At 70.1% G+C, this 13,821-nt stretch carries 13 protein-coding genes; 8 read left to right on the forward strand and 5 right to left on the reverse strand.

The window, feature by feature from the left end:
* The first annotated feature begins 274 nt into the window (after positions 1 to 274).
* Complete coding sequence (locus Q4I23_RS23440) at positions 275 to 853, forward strand: hypothetical protein (RefSeq protein ID WP_498527808.1); 579 nt, start codon at positions 275 to 277, stop codon at positions 851 to 853.
* Between the two features lie 8 nt (positions 854 to 861).
* On the opposite strand, the gene Q4I23_RS23445 is transcribed toward Q4I23_RS23440, so the two are convergent.
* On the reverse strand, positions 862 to 1,068 hold the full coding sequence (locus Q4I23_RS23445; RefSeq protein ID WP_114858830.1) for a hypothetical protein: 207 nt from the start codon (positions 1,066 to 1,068) through the stop codon (positions 862 to 864).
* A gap of 115 nt (positions 1,069 to 1,183) precedes the next feature.
* Complete coding sequence (locus Q4I23_RS23450) at positions 1,184 to 2,182, reverse strand: MBL fold metallo-hydrolase (RefSeq protein ID WP_498527809.1); 999 nt, start codon at positions 2,180 to 2,182, stop codon at positions 1,184 to 1,186.
* Positions 2,183 to 2,428: 246 nt separating this feature from the next.
* Between Q4I23_RS23450 and Q4I23_RS23455 the strand changes: the two genes are divergently transcribed.
* A complete protein-coding gene (locus tag Q4I23_RS23455) occupies positions 2,429 to 2,566 on the forward strand; it encodes a hypothetical protein (RefSeq protein ID WP_498527810.1) in 138 nt (45 codons plus the stop codon).
* A gap of 89 nt (positions 2,567 to 2,655) precedes the next feature.
* Here the strand turns inward: Q4I23_RS23455 and Q4I23_RS23460 are convergent, their stop codons facing one another.
* Both Q4I23_RS23460 and Q4I23_RS23465 read right to left on the reverse strand, forming a co-directional pair.
* Entirely contained in the window at positions 2,656 to 3,297 is a 642-nt protein-coding gene (locus Q4I23_RS23460) for a glutathione S-transferase family protein (RefSeq protein WP_498527811.1), read from the reverse strand.
* The gene (locus Q4I23_RS23465; protein ID WP_498527812.1) at positions 3,294 to 4,217 is read right to left on the reverse strand and encodes a LysR substrate-binding domain-containing protein; all 924 of its coding nucleotides are present in this window, start codon (positions 4,215 to 4,217) and stop codon (positions 3,294 to 3,296) included. Before Q4I23_RS23465 ends, Q4I23_RS23460 begins: the two co-directional genes overlap by 4 nt.
* 123 nt (positions 4,218 to 4,340) lie before the next feature.
* Between Q4I23_RS23465 and Q4I23_RS23470 the strand changes: the two genes are divergently transcribed.
* From Q4I23_RS23470 to Q4I23_RS23485, 4 genes are all read left to right on the forward strand, one after another.
* Positions 4,341 to 5,516 carry a mandelate racemase/muconate lactonizing enzyme family protein gene (locus Q4I23_RS23470; RefSeq protein WP_498527813.1) on the forward strand — a complete coding sequence of 392 codons (1,176 nt, stop codon included), beginning with the start codon at positions 4,341 to 4,343 and terminating at the stop codon, positions 5,514 to 5,516.
* 114 nt (positions 5,517 to 5,630) lie between these two features.
* Positions 5,631 to 5,804 (forward strand): hypothetical protein, encoded by a 174-nt coding sequence (locus Q4I23_RS23475; protein WP_155903579.1) that lies wholly within the window; start codon positions 5,631 to 5,633, stop codon positions 5,802 to 5,804.
* Between the two features lie 254 nt (positions 5,805 to 6,058).
* Positions 6,059 to 6,643 carry a carbonic anhydrase gene (locus Q4I23_RS23480; RefSeq protein WP_498527814.1) on the forward strand — a complete coding sequence of 195 codons (585 nt, stop codon included), beginning with the start codon at positions 6,059 to 6,061 and terminating at the stop codon, positions 6,641 to 6,643.
* A 255-nt stretch (positions 6,644 to 6,898) separates the two neighbouring features.
* Entirely contained in the window at positions 6,899 to 9,817 is a 2,919-nt protein-coding gene (locus tag Q4I23_RS23485) for a PAS domain S-box protein (protein WP_454017450.1), read from the forward strand.
* A 22-nt stretch (positions 9,818 to 9,839) separates the two neighbouring features.
* On the opposite strand, the gene tyrS is transcribed toward Q4I23_RS23485, so the two are convergent.
* A complete protein-coding gene (gene tyrS, locus Q4I23_RS23490) occupies positions 9,840 to 11,129 on the reverse strand; it encodes a tyrosine--tRNA ligase (RefSeq protein ID WP_454017451.1) in 1,290 nt (429 codons plus the stop codon).
* A 277-nt stretch (positions 11,130 to 11,406) separates the two neighbouring features.
* Between tyrS and Q4I23_RS23495 the strand changes: the two genes are divergently transcribed.
* Together Q4I23_RS23495 and Q4I23_RS23500 are read left to right on the forward strand one after the other, a co-directional pair.
* A complete protein-coding gene (locus Q4I23_RS23495; RefSeq protein ID WP_498527815.1) occupies positions 11,407 to 12,483 on the forward strand; it encodes a PA0069 family radical SAM protein in 1,077 nt (358 codons plus the stop codon).
* 132 nt (positions 12,484 to 12,615) lie between these two features.
* The coding region (locus Q4I23_RS23500) for a tetratricopeptide repeat protein (RefSeq protein WP_498527816.1) at positions 12,616 to 13,821 on the forward strand (1,206 nt) is incomplete at its 3' end.

Here is a 13,821-nt window from a genome sequence, read left to right on the forward strand (position 1 = left end):
ACTCGAACCAGCGACACGCGGATTAACAGTCCGCTGCTCTACCGACTGAGCTAATCCGGAACGGAGGCCGGCTTATAAGCCTCTTTCCGGGGGCTGGCAAGGGGAAAACGACCCGGCGGCGGGATTTTCCGTTCGTCGCCGGGGACGGCGATGCCGGGCCGTGACAATGGGGCCGAAATGTGGCGAAGCCCTCGCGCGCCGGTTGACAGCGGGCGTGGCTTTCGCTTCCTTCCGGCTCCGGTTCCCGTCACCTGCCGCTGGTCCCCGTCCCCCCATGTCCAAGGTCGTTCCCTTCGCCCCGGCGCGCGAAGCCCTCCTCGCCCGTCTCACCGAGCAGCTTCCCCCTTCCACCGAGTGGGCGGGACGGCTGATGCTGATGCCGGACGGCAACCGGGTGGAGCCGATGCCGGCGGAAGCAGCGGTGGAGGTGCTGCGCGCCTTCCGCGCCGGGCTGGGCGAGGCCATCGGGGCCGCCCCCTGCTCGGTCGGCGGCATGTGGGTGTCGCGGGAGGACTGCCTGGACTGGGACGGGCTGCTGGCTCCGCTCGCGGTGGCCGCCGGCTATGTGGTGGCCGGGGCGACCGGCGGCGACGGGCTGGCGGTTGAGCTGTTCCGCTGCAAAGTCGCGCTGGCCGGTTGGGGCGTGCGCGGCCTGCGCGGCGAAGCGGCGGTGGCCCGCTCCGCCGGCTACGCCGTGGTGATGGTCAGCCGTCGCCCGGATGACCAGGAGATCGTGCTGGACCGCGTGATGGACACCTTCGGCTTCGTGATGCGCAGCCAGGGCGAGCCGGTGGTGGGGACCGGCGACCTCAACGCCCGGCTGGCCCGCCGGGCCTGCCCGCTGCGGCGGTAAGCGGGCGCTCAGCGGTTCGGCGCGTCGGCCTGCACGATGCGGGTGACGGTCTGCAGACGCTGCACGTCGCGCACTTCCAGAACGATGCCCAGGTTCAGCGCGGCGAGCGTGTCCACCAGGGACCGCATGCTGTCCCGCACCCGCTCCAACGCGTCGGGACCATGGTCCGATTCGCTGCCGAGGGAACTGACGAAGGCGCTGATTTCCAACTGCATTTAGACCGGGCTCCGCCTGTGTGGTGGGTGCTGTCCCGCAAGGCGTTACTCCGATCCGCGCGGTCGCGTCCATCGCGCTTGCGCCATAGGCCGCCGGGCGAAACCCTCCTATCCGCTAGGTCGGGGAGCGGCGGAAGCGCAGGGGTTCGCCAAAGCCGGGGATGGCGAAATGGGCGGGTTCGACCGCATGCTCGGCCAAAGCGTGGTGCAGCGCCCGGATGGGGGCGTCGATGCCCTCCGCGGTGAGCTGGAAGGTGCCGAAATGCATCGCGACGCTGTGTCGCGCCCCCAGGTCGCGGTGCGCCCGCACGGCGTCGGCCGGGTTCATGTGCTGGGCGGCCATGAACCAGCGCGGCTCGTAGGCGCCGATCGGCAGCAGGGCGACGTCGATGGCGCCGAACCTCCGCCCGATCTCCTTGAAATGCGGGCAGTAGCCGCTGTCGCCCGCGAAATAGACGGCGGCCTCCGGCGTCTCCACCACGAAGCCGCCCCACAGCGTCCGGCGCCGGTCGAACGGGGTGCGGGCGGACCAGTGCTGCGCCGGGACGAAGGTGATCCGGGTGCCGTGCGGGCCGGGCAGGCTGTCCCACCAGTCCAGCTCATGCACCGCGTCGAAGCCGGCGCGGCGCATCATCGGGCCGTTGCCGAGCCCCGTCATCACCTGCGGCACGCCGCGCCGCCGCGCCAGATGGCGCAACGTGGGGGCGTCAAGGTGATCGTAATGGTTGTGGCTGAGCAGGACCGCGTCGATGGCCGGCAAATCCTCCATCCGCACCGCGGGCGGGCGCACCCGCTTCGGCCCCAGCCGCCCGAAGGGGCCGGCATGGTCGGAATAGACGGGGTCGGTCAGGAAGGCCGCCCCGCCGATCTGGATCAGGAAGGTCGCCTGCCCGATGAAGGTGACCGCCACCTCGCCGCGCGCCGGGGTGACGGGGCGGAAAGGACGGGGCGGATCCGGCTCCGGTGGCGTCCAGCGCGGCCCGCGCGCCTTGTAGAGCCGCCACAGATCGCGCGGCCCCTTGTCCGTGTCGGCGTGCGGGTTGAAGAAGCGGCGTCCGTCCCAGTGGTCGGACGGAACGGCGGGAAAGCGGGGCTGGCTGTCGTCGCGCGGCATGACACCAGAAGTGGGGTGGTGCGGAGGCCTTGGCTAGGCCGCCGCCTGCCGCGATGCGGCAAGAATTTCGTGTCCGCGCGTCAAACAGTTCACGAGACGGAATGTCAGAATGATAAAGCATTGAAAGCGTTGCATTTTTCGGGGTCTGCCCTGCAAGAAGCGCGCGTGTGGTATTAGGTATACCAGAGCATAGTGGTCTCAACGAACAACGCCCCCGATAACGCCTCCCAACGATTGGAGACCATCATGAACAGCTCGACCTACACCCACATCGGCAGCGACCGCGCCCCGTCCTCCGCTCTCCAGACCGTCCGCGAGTTCCTCGCCGCCTGGCTGCGCGCGACCCCGGCCTACATCGTGTATCGCGCCATCAACGAGCGTTGATCCGCGAGCCTTGCGTCACGAGCGCTGATTGTTGAACGGGGGCGGCCCAGCGGTCGCCCCCGTGCTGTATGAGCCCGGTGCGTCCCGGTTCAGGACGCCGGCGTGAAGTTCCGGCTCCAGACCGGCGCCAGGGTCGGCAGGGCCAGCACCCGCTCCGCCACGCCCGAGAGCTTCGGGCAGCGCTCCGCGAACCAGGCGCGGCGGGGGCGCCAGTGCACCATCGCCCCGACGTAGAGGTCGAGCGCGCTGAAGCGCTCCCCCAGCACCCACGGGCCGTCGCCCAGCTGCGAGTCCAGCCAGAGCCACAGCGTCTTGCGCTGCTCCACCATCGCCGCGCCGAGCGTTTCCGGCTCCGCCGTCACCCAGCGCTCCGGATAATCGCCGTAGGTGAAGGTCGGGTAGACGTTGACCACCAGCCAGACCAGCAGCCGTAGGAAGGTGGCGCGCTCCGGCGCGTCCGGCGGCGGCGCCAGCCCGGACTCCGGGTGCCGCTCGGCCAGCAGCAGCGCGATGGCGGCGCTTTCCGTCATCACCGTGCCGTCCGGCAGGACCAGTGTGGGGATCTGCCCCAGCGGGTTCAGCGCCAGCAGCCGCTGCCGTGCCTCGCCCGGCGCGTCGAAGCCGGCGACGTCCTCGAAGACGAAGGGCGTGCCGCACTGGACCAGCATCGCTTCGGCCAGGACGGACCCCCAGCCGGGGACCCCGTAAAGCCGGTAACCCGCTTCGCTCATTCCCGATCCCTCCCGTCCTGGGGTGCCTGTTCCGCTGCCAAAGCCCAGAAGGCTTCCGCCGCCGGGCTCTGGCGGGCACGCGGGCGGTAGAGCCGCACCTCCACCGGGATCTCCCAACCCGCCCCGCCGGCCCGCACCAACCGACCCTGCGCCACGTCGTCGCCGATCAGGCTGTCCGGCAGCCACGCCACGCCGCGCCCGTCGCGGGCCAGCGTGCGCAGCACCGCGGCAAGGTGCGAGGTGAAGATGGTATCGAGCGCCAGCGGTGCCGGAAACCCGCCGCGCGCCGCCGTGACGATGCGTCCCATGCCCGATTCCGGGCTGTAGGCGAGATGGGGCAGGGCGGCCCCGCCGCTGTCCAGGGAGTGCCGCGGCGCGCCCGCCTCATCCGGTGCGCAGACCGGCACCAGACGGTCGCGTCCCACCGCGGCCGAGCGAAAGGCCCCGGCCTCCAGCCGGGAGGGGGCCGATGCATGGGCGTGGCACAGCAGGAACTGCGCCTGCCCCTGGGTCATCACCTGCTCGCAGGCCTGCATGCTGTCGGACAGCAGATGGATGGCGCCCAACTGCGCCTGTCCCTCCAGCCGGCTCAGCCAGGCCGGGAAGAAGGTCAGCGACAGCGCGTGGGTCGCCGCGAAGCGCAGCGCCGTGGCCGCCGCCCCGCCGGCCAGCCGTGCCTCCTCCCGCCCTTGCAGGAGGCGGCGCACCGTCTCGTCGGCGAAGGGGCGGAAGCGGCGCCCGGCCTCGGTCAGGCCGACCGGCTGGGTGCTGCGGTCGAACAGCGGCGTGCCGGTCCAGTCCTCCAGCGCGCGGATGCGGCGGCTGAAGGCCGGCTGGGTCAGGTTGCGTCCCTCCGCCGCGCGGGAGAAGTTGCCGCACTCCGCCAGGGCGAGGAAATCCTCAAGCCAGTTCAGTTCCATCGGTGACTCATCAGCCCATGCCGGACGCGCATCATGCGATTTGAAACTGGCATTGGCCCGGCGGTCCCGTCCATCCCTATCCTGCGGCCCAGGGCATCGCAAAAGCCAAGGGGAAGCAGCGCCATGCGCATCGTGGAGATCCGGGAAAAGACCGTCGGCATCAAGTCCGACATCGCCAACGCCTACATCGACTTCAGCCAGATGACCTGCTCCACCGTGGCGGTCATCACCGACGTGGTGCGCGACGGCAAGCCGGTGATCGGCTACGGCTTCAACTCCAACGGACGCTACGGCGCCGGTGGCCTGATGCGGGAGCGCTTCATCCCCCGCCTGACCTCGGCCGCCCCCGACAGCCTGATCGACGAGGCGAACGGCAACCTCGACCCGTTCAAGATCTGGGCGCGGCTGATGACCAACGAGAAGCCGGGCGGCCATGGCGAACGCTCGGTCGCGGTGGGCACCATCGACATGGCGGTATGGGACGCCGTGGCGAAGATCGCCGGCAAGCCGCTCTACCGCCTGCTCGCCGACCGCTACCGCGGCGGCGTGGCCGACGAGTCGGTCTGGGTCTACGCCGCGGGCGGCTACTACTACCCCGGCAAGGGGGTGGAGGCGCTCCAGGCTGAGATGCGCAGCTACCGCGACCGCGGCTACAAGGTCGTGAAGATGAAGATCGGCGCCACCTCGCTGGAGGACGACCTGCGCCGCATCGAGGCGGTGCTGGAGGTGGTCGGTGACGGCCGGAACCTCTGCGTGGACGCCAACGGCCGCTTCGACCTGAAGACCGCCATCGCCTACGCCGAGGCGCTGAAGCCCTACAATCTCTTCTGGTACGAGGAGGCCGGCGACCCGCTCGACTACGCGCTCCAGGCCGAGCTGGCGAACCATTATGACCGTCCCATGGCGACCGGCGAGAACCTGTTCAGCCACCAGGACGCCCGCAACCTGATCCGCCACGGCGGCATGCGCCCGGACCGCGATTGGCTGCAATTCGACTGCGCGCTCAGCTACGGCCTCGTCGAGTACATGCGCACGCTGGACATGCTGGCGGAGAACGGCTGGTCGAGCCGCCGCGTCGTGCCGCACGGCGGTCACCAGATGTCGCTGAACATCGCCGCCGGCCTGCATCTGGGCGGCAACGAGTCCTACCCGGACGTGTTCAAGCCCTTCTGCGGCTTCGCCGACAGCATCGCGGTCGAGGACGGGCGCGTCCGCCTGCCGGATCTGCCGGGCATCGGCTTCGAGGACAAGGCGGAGCTGTTCCGTACCATGCGCGAGGCGCTGGAGACCGGAACCTGATCCCTGGCGTCCGATTCGGCCGCACCCTGTACGGGCGGTATAGGGCGTTGACTCGCGCCGGATCGTCCTCACATGCTGTTGCGGTGTTCAACAGTTTTGAAAGGAGGTGATCCAATGTCTCATGGAGCCAAGCCGGTAGCCGTTCTGTTCGGTCTCGCTGCCCTCCTGACGGCGGGGGTCGCCAGCGCGGATTGCTCCTCCAGCCACAGCGCCAGCGCCGGCACGCAGAAGCCGGCCAGCGACACGGTCGCCACCGGCGACCGGGCTTCGGGCAGCACCCGCGGCTGATACCAGCAACGCAACACCGGCAGCACCATGCCGAACGGGCCGTTTCCCACCTGGGAAGCGGCCCGTTTCTTTTTGGCGTCCGGTGGACGGGCCGAAGGTTCTCGTTCCAGTTTGTCCATATAGTCCTGTCATCATGCTGTGCCCTTCTGGTCCGTGAAAGATTCGTTCACGAATAATGCGGTCTCGGAAGCGGTGCTGTACTGCGGTCTCCATGGGCGTTCGGCCCCACGAAACCTCAACGACGTGGAGACCTCATGCAGTACCGACAAAGCGCCGGAATTGACTTCGGCTCGCCCTGTTGCGGCGGCCTTCGGCACGACTCCCGCCGGACCTTCCTGAAGATCGCCGCGCTGGGCGCCGGGGCTGCGCTGATGGCCCCCCTGACCCTTGGCGCCGCCGGCGCCGCCCAGCCCGACGGCGAGGTGGACGCGCTTCTGCTCTCCTGCATGGATTACCGGCTGATCGACGACATCGGCCGCTACATGGACGGGCGCGGACTGACCAACCGCTACGACCATGTGATCCTGGCCGGCGCGTCGCTGGGCGCCCTGACCGACCAGAAGAAGGCGTGGGGCGAGGCCTTCTGGGACCATGTGGCGGTCGCCAGGCAACTGCACCGGATCAAGCGCGTGATGGTCATGGACCACCGCGACTGCGGCGCCTACCGGGTCTTCCTGAAAACGGACGTCGCGGCGGACCCGGACAAGGAAACCGCCGCCCACGCCGAGCAACTCCGCGCGCTGGGCGCCGCGATCAAGGCGCGGCATCCCGGTCTGGAGGTGGAACTGCTGTTGATGTCGCTCGACGGCAGCGTCGAGTCCATCGCCGAATCCGCCTGAGGACGGGCGGATAAATTCCGCGGCGCCGGGGCATCGGGCACCCGTTCCTCCGGCGCCTTTATAATTCGTATGCGAAATAGTCGGTTGAGCGCAGCCCCTCCTTTTGGTAAACGCAAGGTAAGGATGTGGCCGGCGGGGTAGCGGGACACCGCTGCCGCGGATACGACGGCGTGCGTCGGACCCGGGGTGCCGTCCGTCCCTTGGGAAGTGCAGGATTGTGCCGTTCCCTTCCGCCGTGCTGTTCCCGGGCTGCCGATGAGCATTCTCACACGCCTCGTCCTGCTTGTTCTCCTCGCCAGCATGCCGGCCATCGGCATCCTGGCCCACAACAGCCTGACCGCCATCGAGGCGGGGGAGCGGCAGGCCGAGGCCGAGGCCCGCCGCCTTCTGACCCTGATCCAGGACGAGCAGCAGCGGGTCGTGGAGGGCATGCGCGGCGTGCTGGTGACGGTGGCCGAAATGGCGCCGCGGCTGGCCGCCGACCCGCAGCAATGCTCGACGACATTGAACCGCCTGCGCGGCCGGCTGCCGCGTGTGAAGGGCATCGCCCTGACCGATCTCGACGGTTCGGTCCGCTGCGCCAGCGACGCCAAGCTGAACGGTCTGATGGTAGCGGCGCTGCCGCACATCCGCATGGCGCTGTACGGGCAGGGCTTCGTCGTCGGCGACTATGCGGTGCGGCGGCTGGACGGACGCCCCGTGCTGCCCTTCGCCGCCCCCTACGCCGACGGGACGGGCCGCATGGCGGGGGTGGTCTCCATCGCGCTCGACGCCGGATGGCTGCGCGAGTATCTGGCGGAAAAACCGTTGCCGCCAAACGCCATGCTGGTGCTCGCCGACCGCAACGGCACCGTGCTGGGCCGCTTTCCCGACAGCGACGACCAGCGGGTGGGCAAGCCGCTGCCCGGACCGCTGATGGCCCTGCTGAGCGCACCGTCCGAAGGTGTCGCCGAAATGCCCGGCCTGGATGGCGAGCCGCGGATCCTGGCCTATGCCCCGGTGGACCAGAAGGTCCGCGAGCTGTTCCTGGCGGTCGGGCTGGACCGGACGGAGGCGCTGCGCCCCGTCACCGCCGCGGCCGAGCGGAGCGCCTTCCTGCTGGCGCTGGCGGCGGCGCTCTCCCTGGCCGCGGCCTGGATGGGCGCGCGCCTGTTCGTGCTGCGCCCGGTGGCCCGGTTGAAGCGGGTGGTGGAACGCTGGAGCGCCGGGGACCGGGGCGCGCGGATCGGCCGGCCGGGCGACCGTTCGGAGATCGGTGCGCTGGGCCTTGCCTTCGACGCGATGGCGCAGGAGCTTCAGGCGCGGGAGCAGGCCCGCGACGCCGCCCACGCCGCCGAACACCGCATGGCCGCGATCCTCGCCGCCTCCACCGACGCGGTGGTGGAGCTGGACCATGAGGGCCGCGTGACCTTTGCCAACGAGAAGGCGGCGCGCCTGTTCGGCGACGGCGGGGACCTCGTGGGGCACGTCTTCGTGGCTTTGCTGCCGCCCGGCGTGGCCGAGCCCTTCACCGCGCGCTTCCGCGACGCTCTGGACCGGAGGGAGCCGGTGGAATTCGAAATCCGGCTGGTCGGTGACGAGAAACGGGCCGGTGGCGACTGGTACGCCCTGCGCCTGTTCGCCACCGGCGACCGGCTGGCTGTCTACGCCCAGGACGTGACCCGCCGCAAGGAGGACGAACGGGCGATCCGGCGGGCCGTGGAGCGTCACCGCTCCCTGCTGGAAACCGCCGCCGACGCGATCCTTCTGGTGGACGCCAAGGGCACGGTGCACACCTACAACCGCGGTGCGGAGCGCATTTTCGGCCATCGCCCGGCCGACGCGGTCGGGACGGACGTGTGCCGCCTGATCCCCGGCGGCCTGATTGCTGAGCCCCTCAGCCCGGACCGGCTGGCCGACGGCGTCGCCCGCGAGGTCGAAGGGCGGCGGCGCGACGGGCTGGCGGTGCCGCTGGAGCTGTCGCTGTCGGCCTGGAGCGACGGCGGCGACCGCTTCTTCACCGCCATCCTGCGCGATATTACCGAGCGCAAGCGCACCGAATCGGCGCTGCGCCGCGCCAAGGACCAGGCGGAGCGGGCCAACAGGGCGAAGTCGCGCTTCCTCGCCGCCGCCAGCCACGACCTGCGCCAGCCGGTGCAGTCGCTGTTCTTCCTCACCTCGGCTCTGGGCGAGCAGACACGGGGCGGGGCGGGCCACGACACACTGAAGACCATGCAGCAGGCGCTGGAGGCGCTGAAGCGCCTGCTCGACGGGTTGCTGGACATCTCCAAGCTCGACGCCGGGGTGGTCGAGCCGGTGACCACCACCGTGGCGATCCAGCCCCTCTTCGAGCGCCTCGCCGCCGAATACGCGCCGGAGGCGGCGCGGCGCGGCCTGACCCTGCGCGTTGTTCCGACCACGCTCCATGCGCGCAGCGACCCCATGCTGCTGGAGCGGGTCATCCGCAACCTGCTGGACAACGCGCTGCGCTACACCGGACGCGGCGGGGTTCTGCTGGGCGTGCGGCGGTCGCGCCGCCGCTTCCACATCGCCGTGTGCGACAGCGGCGCCGGCATCCCGCCGGACCGCCAAGAGGATATCTTTGAAGAGTTCACCCAGCTCGGCAACCCGGAGCGCGACCGCGAGAAGGGGCTGGGCCTCGGCCTCGCCATCGTGCGGCGGCTGTGCGCTCTGCTCGGCCATTCCGTGGCCCTGCGGTCGCGGCCGGGCAGCGGATCGACCTTCCTGGTCACCGTGCCCACCGCCGAGCCGCCGCGGCCCGCCGTGACGACGGTTCCCGCCGTCGGCCGAACGAAGGGCGGGGGGTGCCGGCTCGTCCTGATCATCGACGACGAGGTGATCATCCTGATGGGGCTGCGCGCCATGCTGGAGGGCTGGGGCTATGAGGTCATCGCCGCCACCGCCGGGGACGAGGCGATCCGCCTGCTCGACGAGGCCGGGCGGCGGCCGGACGTCATTCTGGCCGACTACCGGCTGCGCAACGGCAAGACCGGGCCGGAGGCGTTGCGCGCCATCCACGCCCATTGCGGGGCGTCGATTCCCAGCATCATCCTGACCGGCGACACCGCCCCCGAACGCATCGTCGAGGCCCAACGCAGCGGCTTCGCCATCCTGCACAAGCCGGTGTCGTCCCATCACCTGAAGCAGGTGGTGGCCGAAGCCGGGGGCCGCTGAGGGCGCCCGGCTCCGGCTCTGCTCACCGAACCCGGACCAGCGCGTGGCGCTTGCGGCCGGCGGACAGGCGGATCAGCCCGTCCCCGTCCTGGTCTGTGCCGTCGAGGTCCGCCAGGGTCAGCAGCGCCGCCTCGTCGGTGATGGGGGTGCCGTTCACCCGCGCCCCGCCGTCGCGGATCAGCCGCCGCGCCGCGCCCTTGGACTCGGCCAGCCCGGCGGCGGCCAGCAGGTCGGCCAGTCGGACGCCGACGGTGAGGTCGGCATGGGTGGCCTCCACCGTCGGCAGGCCGCCGCCGGCCCCGGCCTCCTCGAAGACCCGGCGGGCCGTCTCCCCGGCCTCGGCGGCGGCCGCTGCGCCATGGCAGAGGGATGTCGCCTCATGGGCGAGGACCTTCTTGGCCTCGTTGATCTCCGATCCCTGGAGCGCCTCCAGCCGGGCGATCTCGTCCAGCGGCAGCTCGGTGAACAGGCGCAGGAAGCGGCCGACGTCCGCATCCTCCGTGTTGCGCCAGAACTGCCAAAAGTCGTGCGGGCTGCGCCGGTCGGCGTTCAGCCACACCGCCCCCGCCGCCGTCTTGCCCATCTTGGCGCCTGACGCGGTGGTCAGCAGCGGCGTGGTCAGGCCGAACAGCTCCGTCCCGTCGACGCGGCGGGCCAGCTCGATCCCGTTGACGATGTTGCCCCACTGGTCCGACCCGCCCATCTGCAGCCGGCATCCGTGGCGGCGCGACAGCTCCAGGAAGTCGAAAGCCTGGAGGATCATGTAGTTGAACTCCAGGAAGGTCAGCGGCTGCTCGCGGTCGAGCCGCAGCTTGACGGAATCGAAGCTCAGCATCCGGTTGACGGTGAAATGGCGCCCGATGTCGCGCAGCATCGGGATGTAGCGCAGCTCGTCCAGCCAATCGGCGTTGTTGACCATCGCCGCGCCGTTCGGCTCTTCGCCGCCGAAGGACAGGTATTGGGCGAAGGCCCGGCCGATGCCGGCCATGTTGGCGGCGATCTGCGCGTCGTCCAGCATGGGGCGGCTGGTGTCGCGGAAGCTGGGGTCGCCGATGCGCGTGGTGCCGCCGCCGATCAGCACGACGGGCCGGTTGCCGGTCTTCTGGAACCAGCGCAGCACCATGATCGACACCAGATGCCCGACATGCAGGCTGTCCGCCGTGGCGTCGAAGCCGATGTAGGCGCCCACCGGCCCCTGGCACAGCAGGGCGTCGAGGCCCGACAGGTCGCTGCCCTGGTGCAGGAATCCGCGCTCGTCGAGCACGCGCAGGAAGTCGGACTGGAAGGGGCTGGAAGCGGCGGGGGTCGCCATGGTGCTGATCTCCGGAAGGGAAGGGCCGCGTCCCGGGGATCATCTGTCGAAGCACATGCCGCCGGTCAGCGGCGGCATGGTTCATATGGTCAAGACTGAACGCGCCGCCCTATGGGAGCAGCGTATAATAGCGGCTGAAGTGGTGCGTGCGCGTCGTCATGACCGGGAAGCTAGGCGTGCGGGGGCAGGCCGTCAAGGGCGATCGGTTCCCGCCCGCGTCCAAAGGAAGGATGATTGTTCGCTTTACGTTCTATTTCCGCGCCGCTATTCTCCTCCCATGGACGAGATTCCGCGGCAGGCCCTGAAAGGACGGGGGGCGATCAGCAACGTGACCTCCCGTTACGAGCGGGAGACCCGGGTGCTGGCCGACGACGGCTGGGGCGAGAACGAAGCGCTGACGGAGACCGTCCCGACCCAGGTCTTCGACGACACGGCCCGTTCGGTCCTGTCGAAAAACACGTCGCCCGACGTGATCTTCGAACGGTCGGTGAATCCCTATCGGGGGTGCGAACACGCCTGCATCTATTGCTTCGCCCGCCCCACCCACGCCTATCTCGGCCTGTCGCCGGGGCTGGATTTCGAGACGAAGATCTTCCGCAAGGTGCGGGCGGCGGAGTTGCTGGCGGCGGAACTGCGAGCCAAGTCCTACCGTTGCCAGCCGCTGGCGCTCGGCGCCAACACCGATCCCTACCAGCCCATCGAGCGGGAGCAGCGCATCACCCGCGCCGTGCTGGAGGTCTGCCGCGACTTCAACCAGCCGGTGATGATCATCACCAAGTCGGCGCTGGTCCTGCGCGACCTCGACATCCTCGCGCCGATGGCGGCCAAGGGGCTGGTCAACGTCGCGCTGTCGGTCACCACCCTCGACCGCGACCTCGCCCGCCGCATGGAACCACGGGCCAGCACGCCGCAACGGCGCCTCGCCGCCATGCGCGACCTGACGGCGGCCGGCGTGCCGGTGGCGGTGCTGGCCAGCCCGATGATCCCAGGGCTCACCGACCATGAACTGGAAGCCATCCTGACGGCGGCGGCGGCGGCCGGGGCGACGCAGGCCAATTACATCCTCCTGCGGCTGCCGTTGGAAATCGCCGATCTGTTCGAGGAATGGTTGCGCGAGCACGCGCCCAACCGCGCCGAACGGGTGCTCAGCCTGATCCGCCAGTGCCGCGAGGGGGAATTGTACCAGTCCCAGTTCGGCAGTCGCATGAAGGGCTCCGGCCCGGTGGCGGAGCTGCTGTCGAAGCGTTTCAAGCTGGCTTGCCGGCGCCTGGGGCTCAACGTCCGCGACGCCGCCCTCAACTGTGCCGACTTCAAGCCCCCTCCAGCACTTGGCGATCAACTGACCATGTTTTGACCGTTCCGTCTTGCACAGGGGCGATCCGGCCCGCTCCGAGTTGATCGGGCGGCCGTCGCTGGGCTACCTTCGGCCGCCCGGACACGCGTCTGAAATCCGGGTCGCGCTTCGAAGGTCGAGGGAGACGGGGTGATGGCCACGATCGGTGAAGTCCTGGCCATCGCCTTCGACGAGCATCGCGCCGGCCGCGTTTCCGAGGCGGCCGTTCTCTATCGCCGGGTCCTGAAAGCCGACCCGGCGAATCCCAACGCCTTGTATCTGCTCGGGATGGCCGTTTGGCAGAGCGGCCGGCCAGCGCCATGCCTGATTCTGATCGGGCGCGCGCTTCGGCTCATTCCCGGCTGGATCGAGGCGCGCGTCAACCGGGCCATCATCCTGGAGAAGGCCGGCCATACCGCACAGGCCACCGCCGACTGGCGGCGGCTGACCCTCTTCGATCCGGGGCAGCCGAAGGCTTGGCGCAATCTCGGCGACGCCTTCCAGGCCCAGGGCGACGCCGGGACACCGCAAGCCATTCAAGCGCTGCGCCATGCCGCCCGCCTCGACCCCGGTTTGGCTGAGGTTCACCACGATCTGGGGGTGGTGCTCCGCCGTGCCGGCCAACTCGATGAGGCGGTGGACAGCCTGATCCGCGCCATCGCGGTCAGGGCCGATCTGGCGCCCGCCCACATGAGCCTGAGCAACACCCTGCTCGAGCGCGGCGATGACGCCGCGGCCCAGGCCAGCCTGCGGCGCGCGCTGGCTCTCGGCCCGGCCAGTCCGGAATACTGGTACAATTTCGGCAACGCCCTGTACGCCCATGGGGATCCCCTGGGGGCTCTGCGCGCCTACCGGCGGTCGGCGCGGCTGGGGCTCGCCCTCGCCCATCTGCGGGTGGCGACGGTGCTGAGCGATCTGGGCCGCTTGGCGGAGGCCCAGGCGGAACTGATCGAAAGCCTGCCGATCCCCGGCGTCGATGTGTCCCTCAGCATCGAATTGCTGAGCAACCTCTTCCTGCGCAGCGACCGGCGGACCGAAGGGCGGGCGTTCTTCACCCGGCTGGCCTCGACGCCGCTCGGCGGCGTGGTCTATCGCGGGGAATGCCTGACCGCGCTCGCCGCGTTCGATCTGCGGGACGGCGCCCCACACGCCGCCCGCGACCGGCTGGCTCCGGTCCGCGGCGACAACGGCTGGTTCTTCACCGTAAAGTCACTCGCCGCCTTGCGCGCCACCCTGGCCGATCAGGGGCTCCAACTGGTCCGCCCCGCCCCCGTAACGGCGGACGGCGGGCACCGGCCCCCGCGCGTGACCTCGTCATCCCTGGCCACCCGCGGTCGCTTCGCCCACACCGTCCTGGAG

It is taken from the genome of Azospirillum sp. UFLA03-27 (genome assembly GCF_059803775.1).

What these genes read in the sequence shown, in the direction of transcription:
- Q4I23_RS23440 (WP_498527808.1), top strand. Translation starts at nt 275, where the DNA reads ATGTCCAAGGTCGTTCCCTTCGCCCCGGCGCGCGAAGCCCTCCTCGCC.
- Q4I23_RS23445 (WP_114858830.1), bottom strand. Translation starts at nt 1,068, where the DNA reads ATGCAGTTGGAAATCAGCGCCTTCGTCAGTTCCCTCGGCAGCGAATCG.
- Q4I23_RS23450 (WP_498527809.1), bottom strand. Translation starts at nt 2,182, where the DNA reads ATGCCGCGCGACGACAGCCAGCCCCGCTTTCCCGCCGTTCCGTCCGAC.
- Q4I23_RS23455 (WP_498527810.1), top strand. Translation starts at nt 2,429, where the DNA reads ATGAACAGCTCGACCTACACCCACATCGGCAGCGACCGCGCCCCGTCC.
- Q4I23_RS23460 (WP_498527811.1), bottom strand. Translation starts at nt 3,297, where the DNA reads ATGAGCGAAGCGGGTTACCGGCTTTACGGGGTCCCCGGCTGGGGGTCC.
- Q4I23_RS23465 (WP_498527812.1), bottom strand. Translation starts at nt 4,217, where the DNA reads ATGGAACTGAACTGGCTTGAGGATTTCCTCGCCCTGGCGGAGTGCGGC.
- Q4I23_RS23470 (WP_498527813.1), top strand. Translation starts at nt 4,341, where the DNA reads ATGCGCATCGTGGAGATCCGGGAAAAGACCGTCGGCATCAAGTCCGAC.
- Q4I23_RS23475 (WP_155903579.1), top strand. Translation starts at nt 5,631, where the DNA reads ATGTCTCATGGAGCCAAGCCGGTAGCCGTTCTGTTCGGTCTCGCTGCC.
- Q4I23_RS23480 (WP_498527814.1), top strand. Translation starts at nt 6,059, where the DNA reads ATGCAGTACCGACAAAGCGCCGGAATTGACTTCGGCTCGCCCTGTTGC.
- Q4I23_RS23485 (WP_454017450.1), top strand. Translation starts at nt 6,899, where the DNA reads ATGAGCATTCTCACACGCCTCGTCCTGCTTGTTCTCCTCGCCAGCATG.
- tyrS (WP_454017451.1), bottom strand. Translation starts at nt 11,129, where the DNA reads ATGGCGACCCCCGCCGCTTCCAGCCCCTTCCAGTCCGACTTCCTGCGC.
- Q4I23_RS23495 (WP_498527815.1), top strand. Translation starts at nt 11,407, where the DNA reads ATGGACGAGATTCCGCGGCAGGCCCTGAAAGGACGGGGGGCGATCAGC.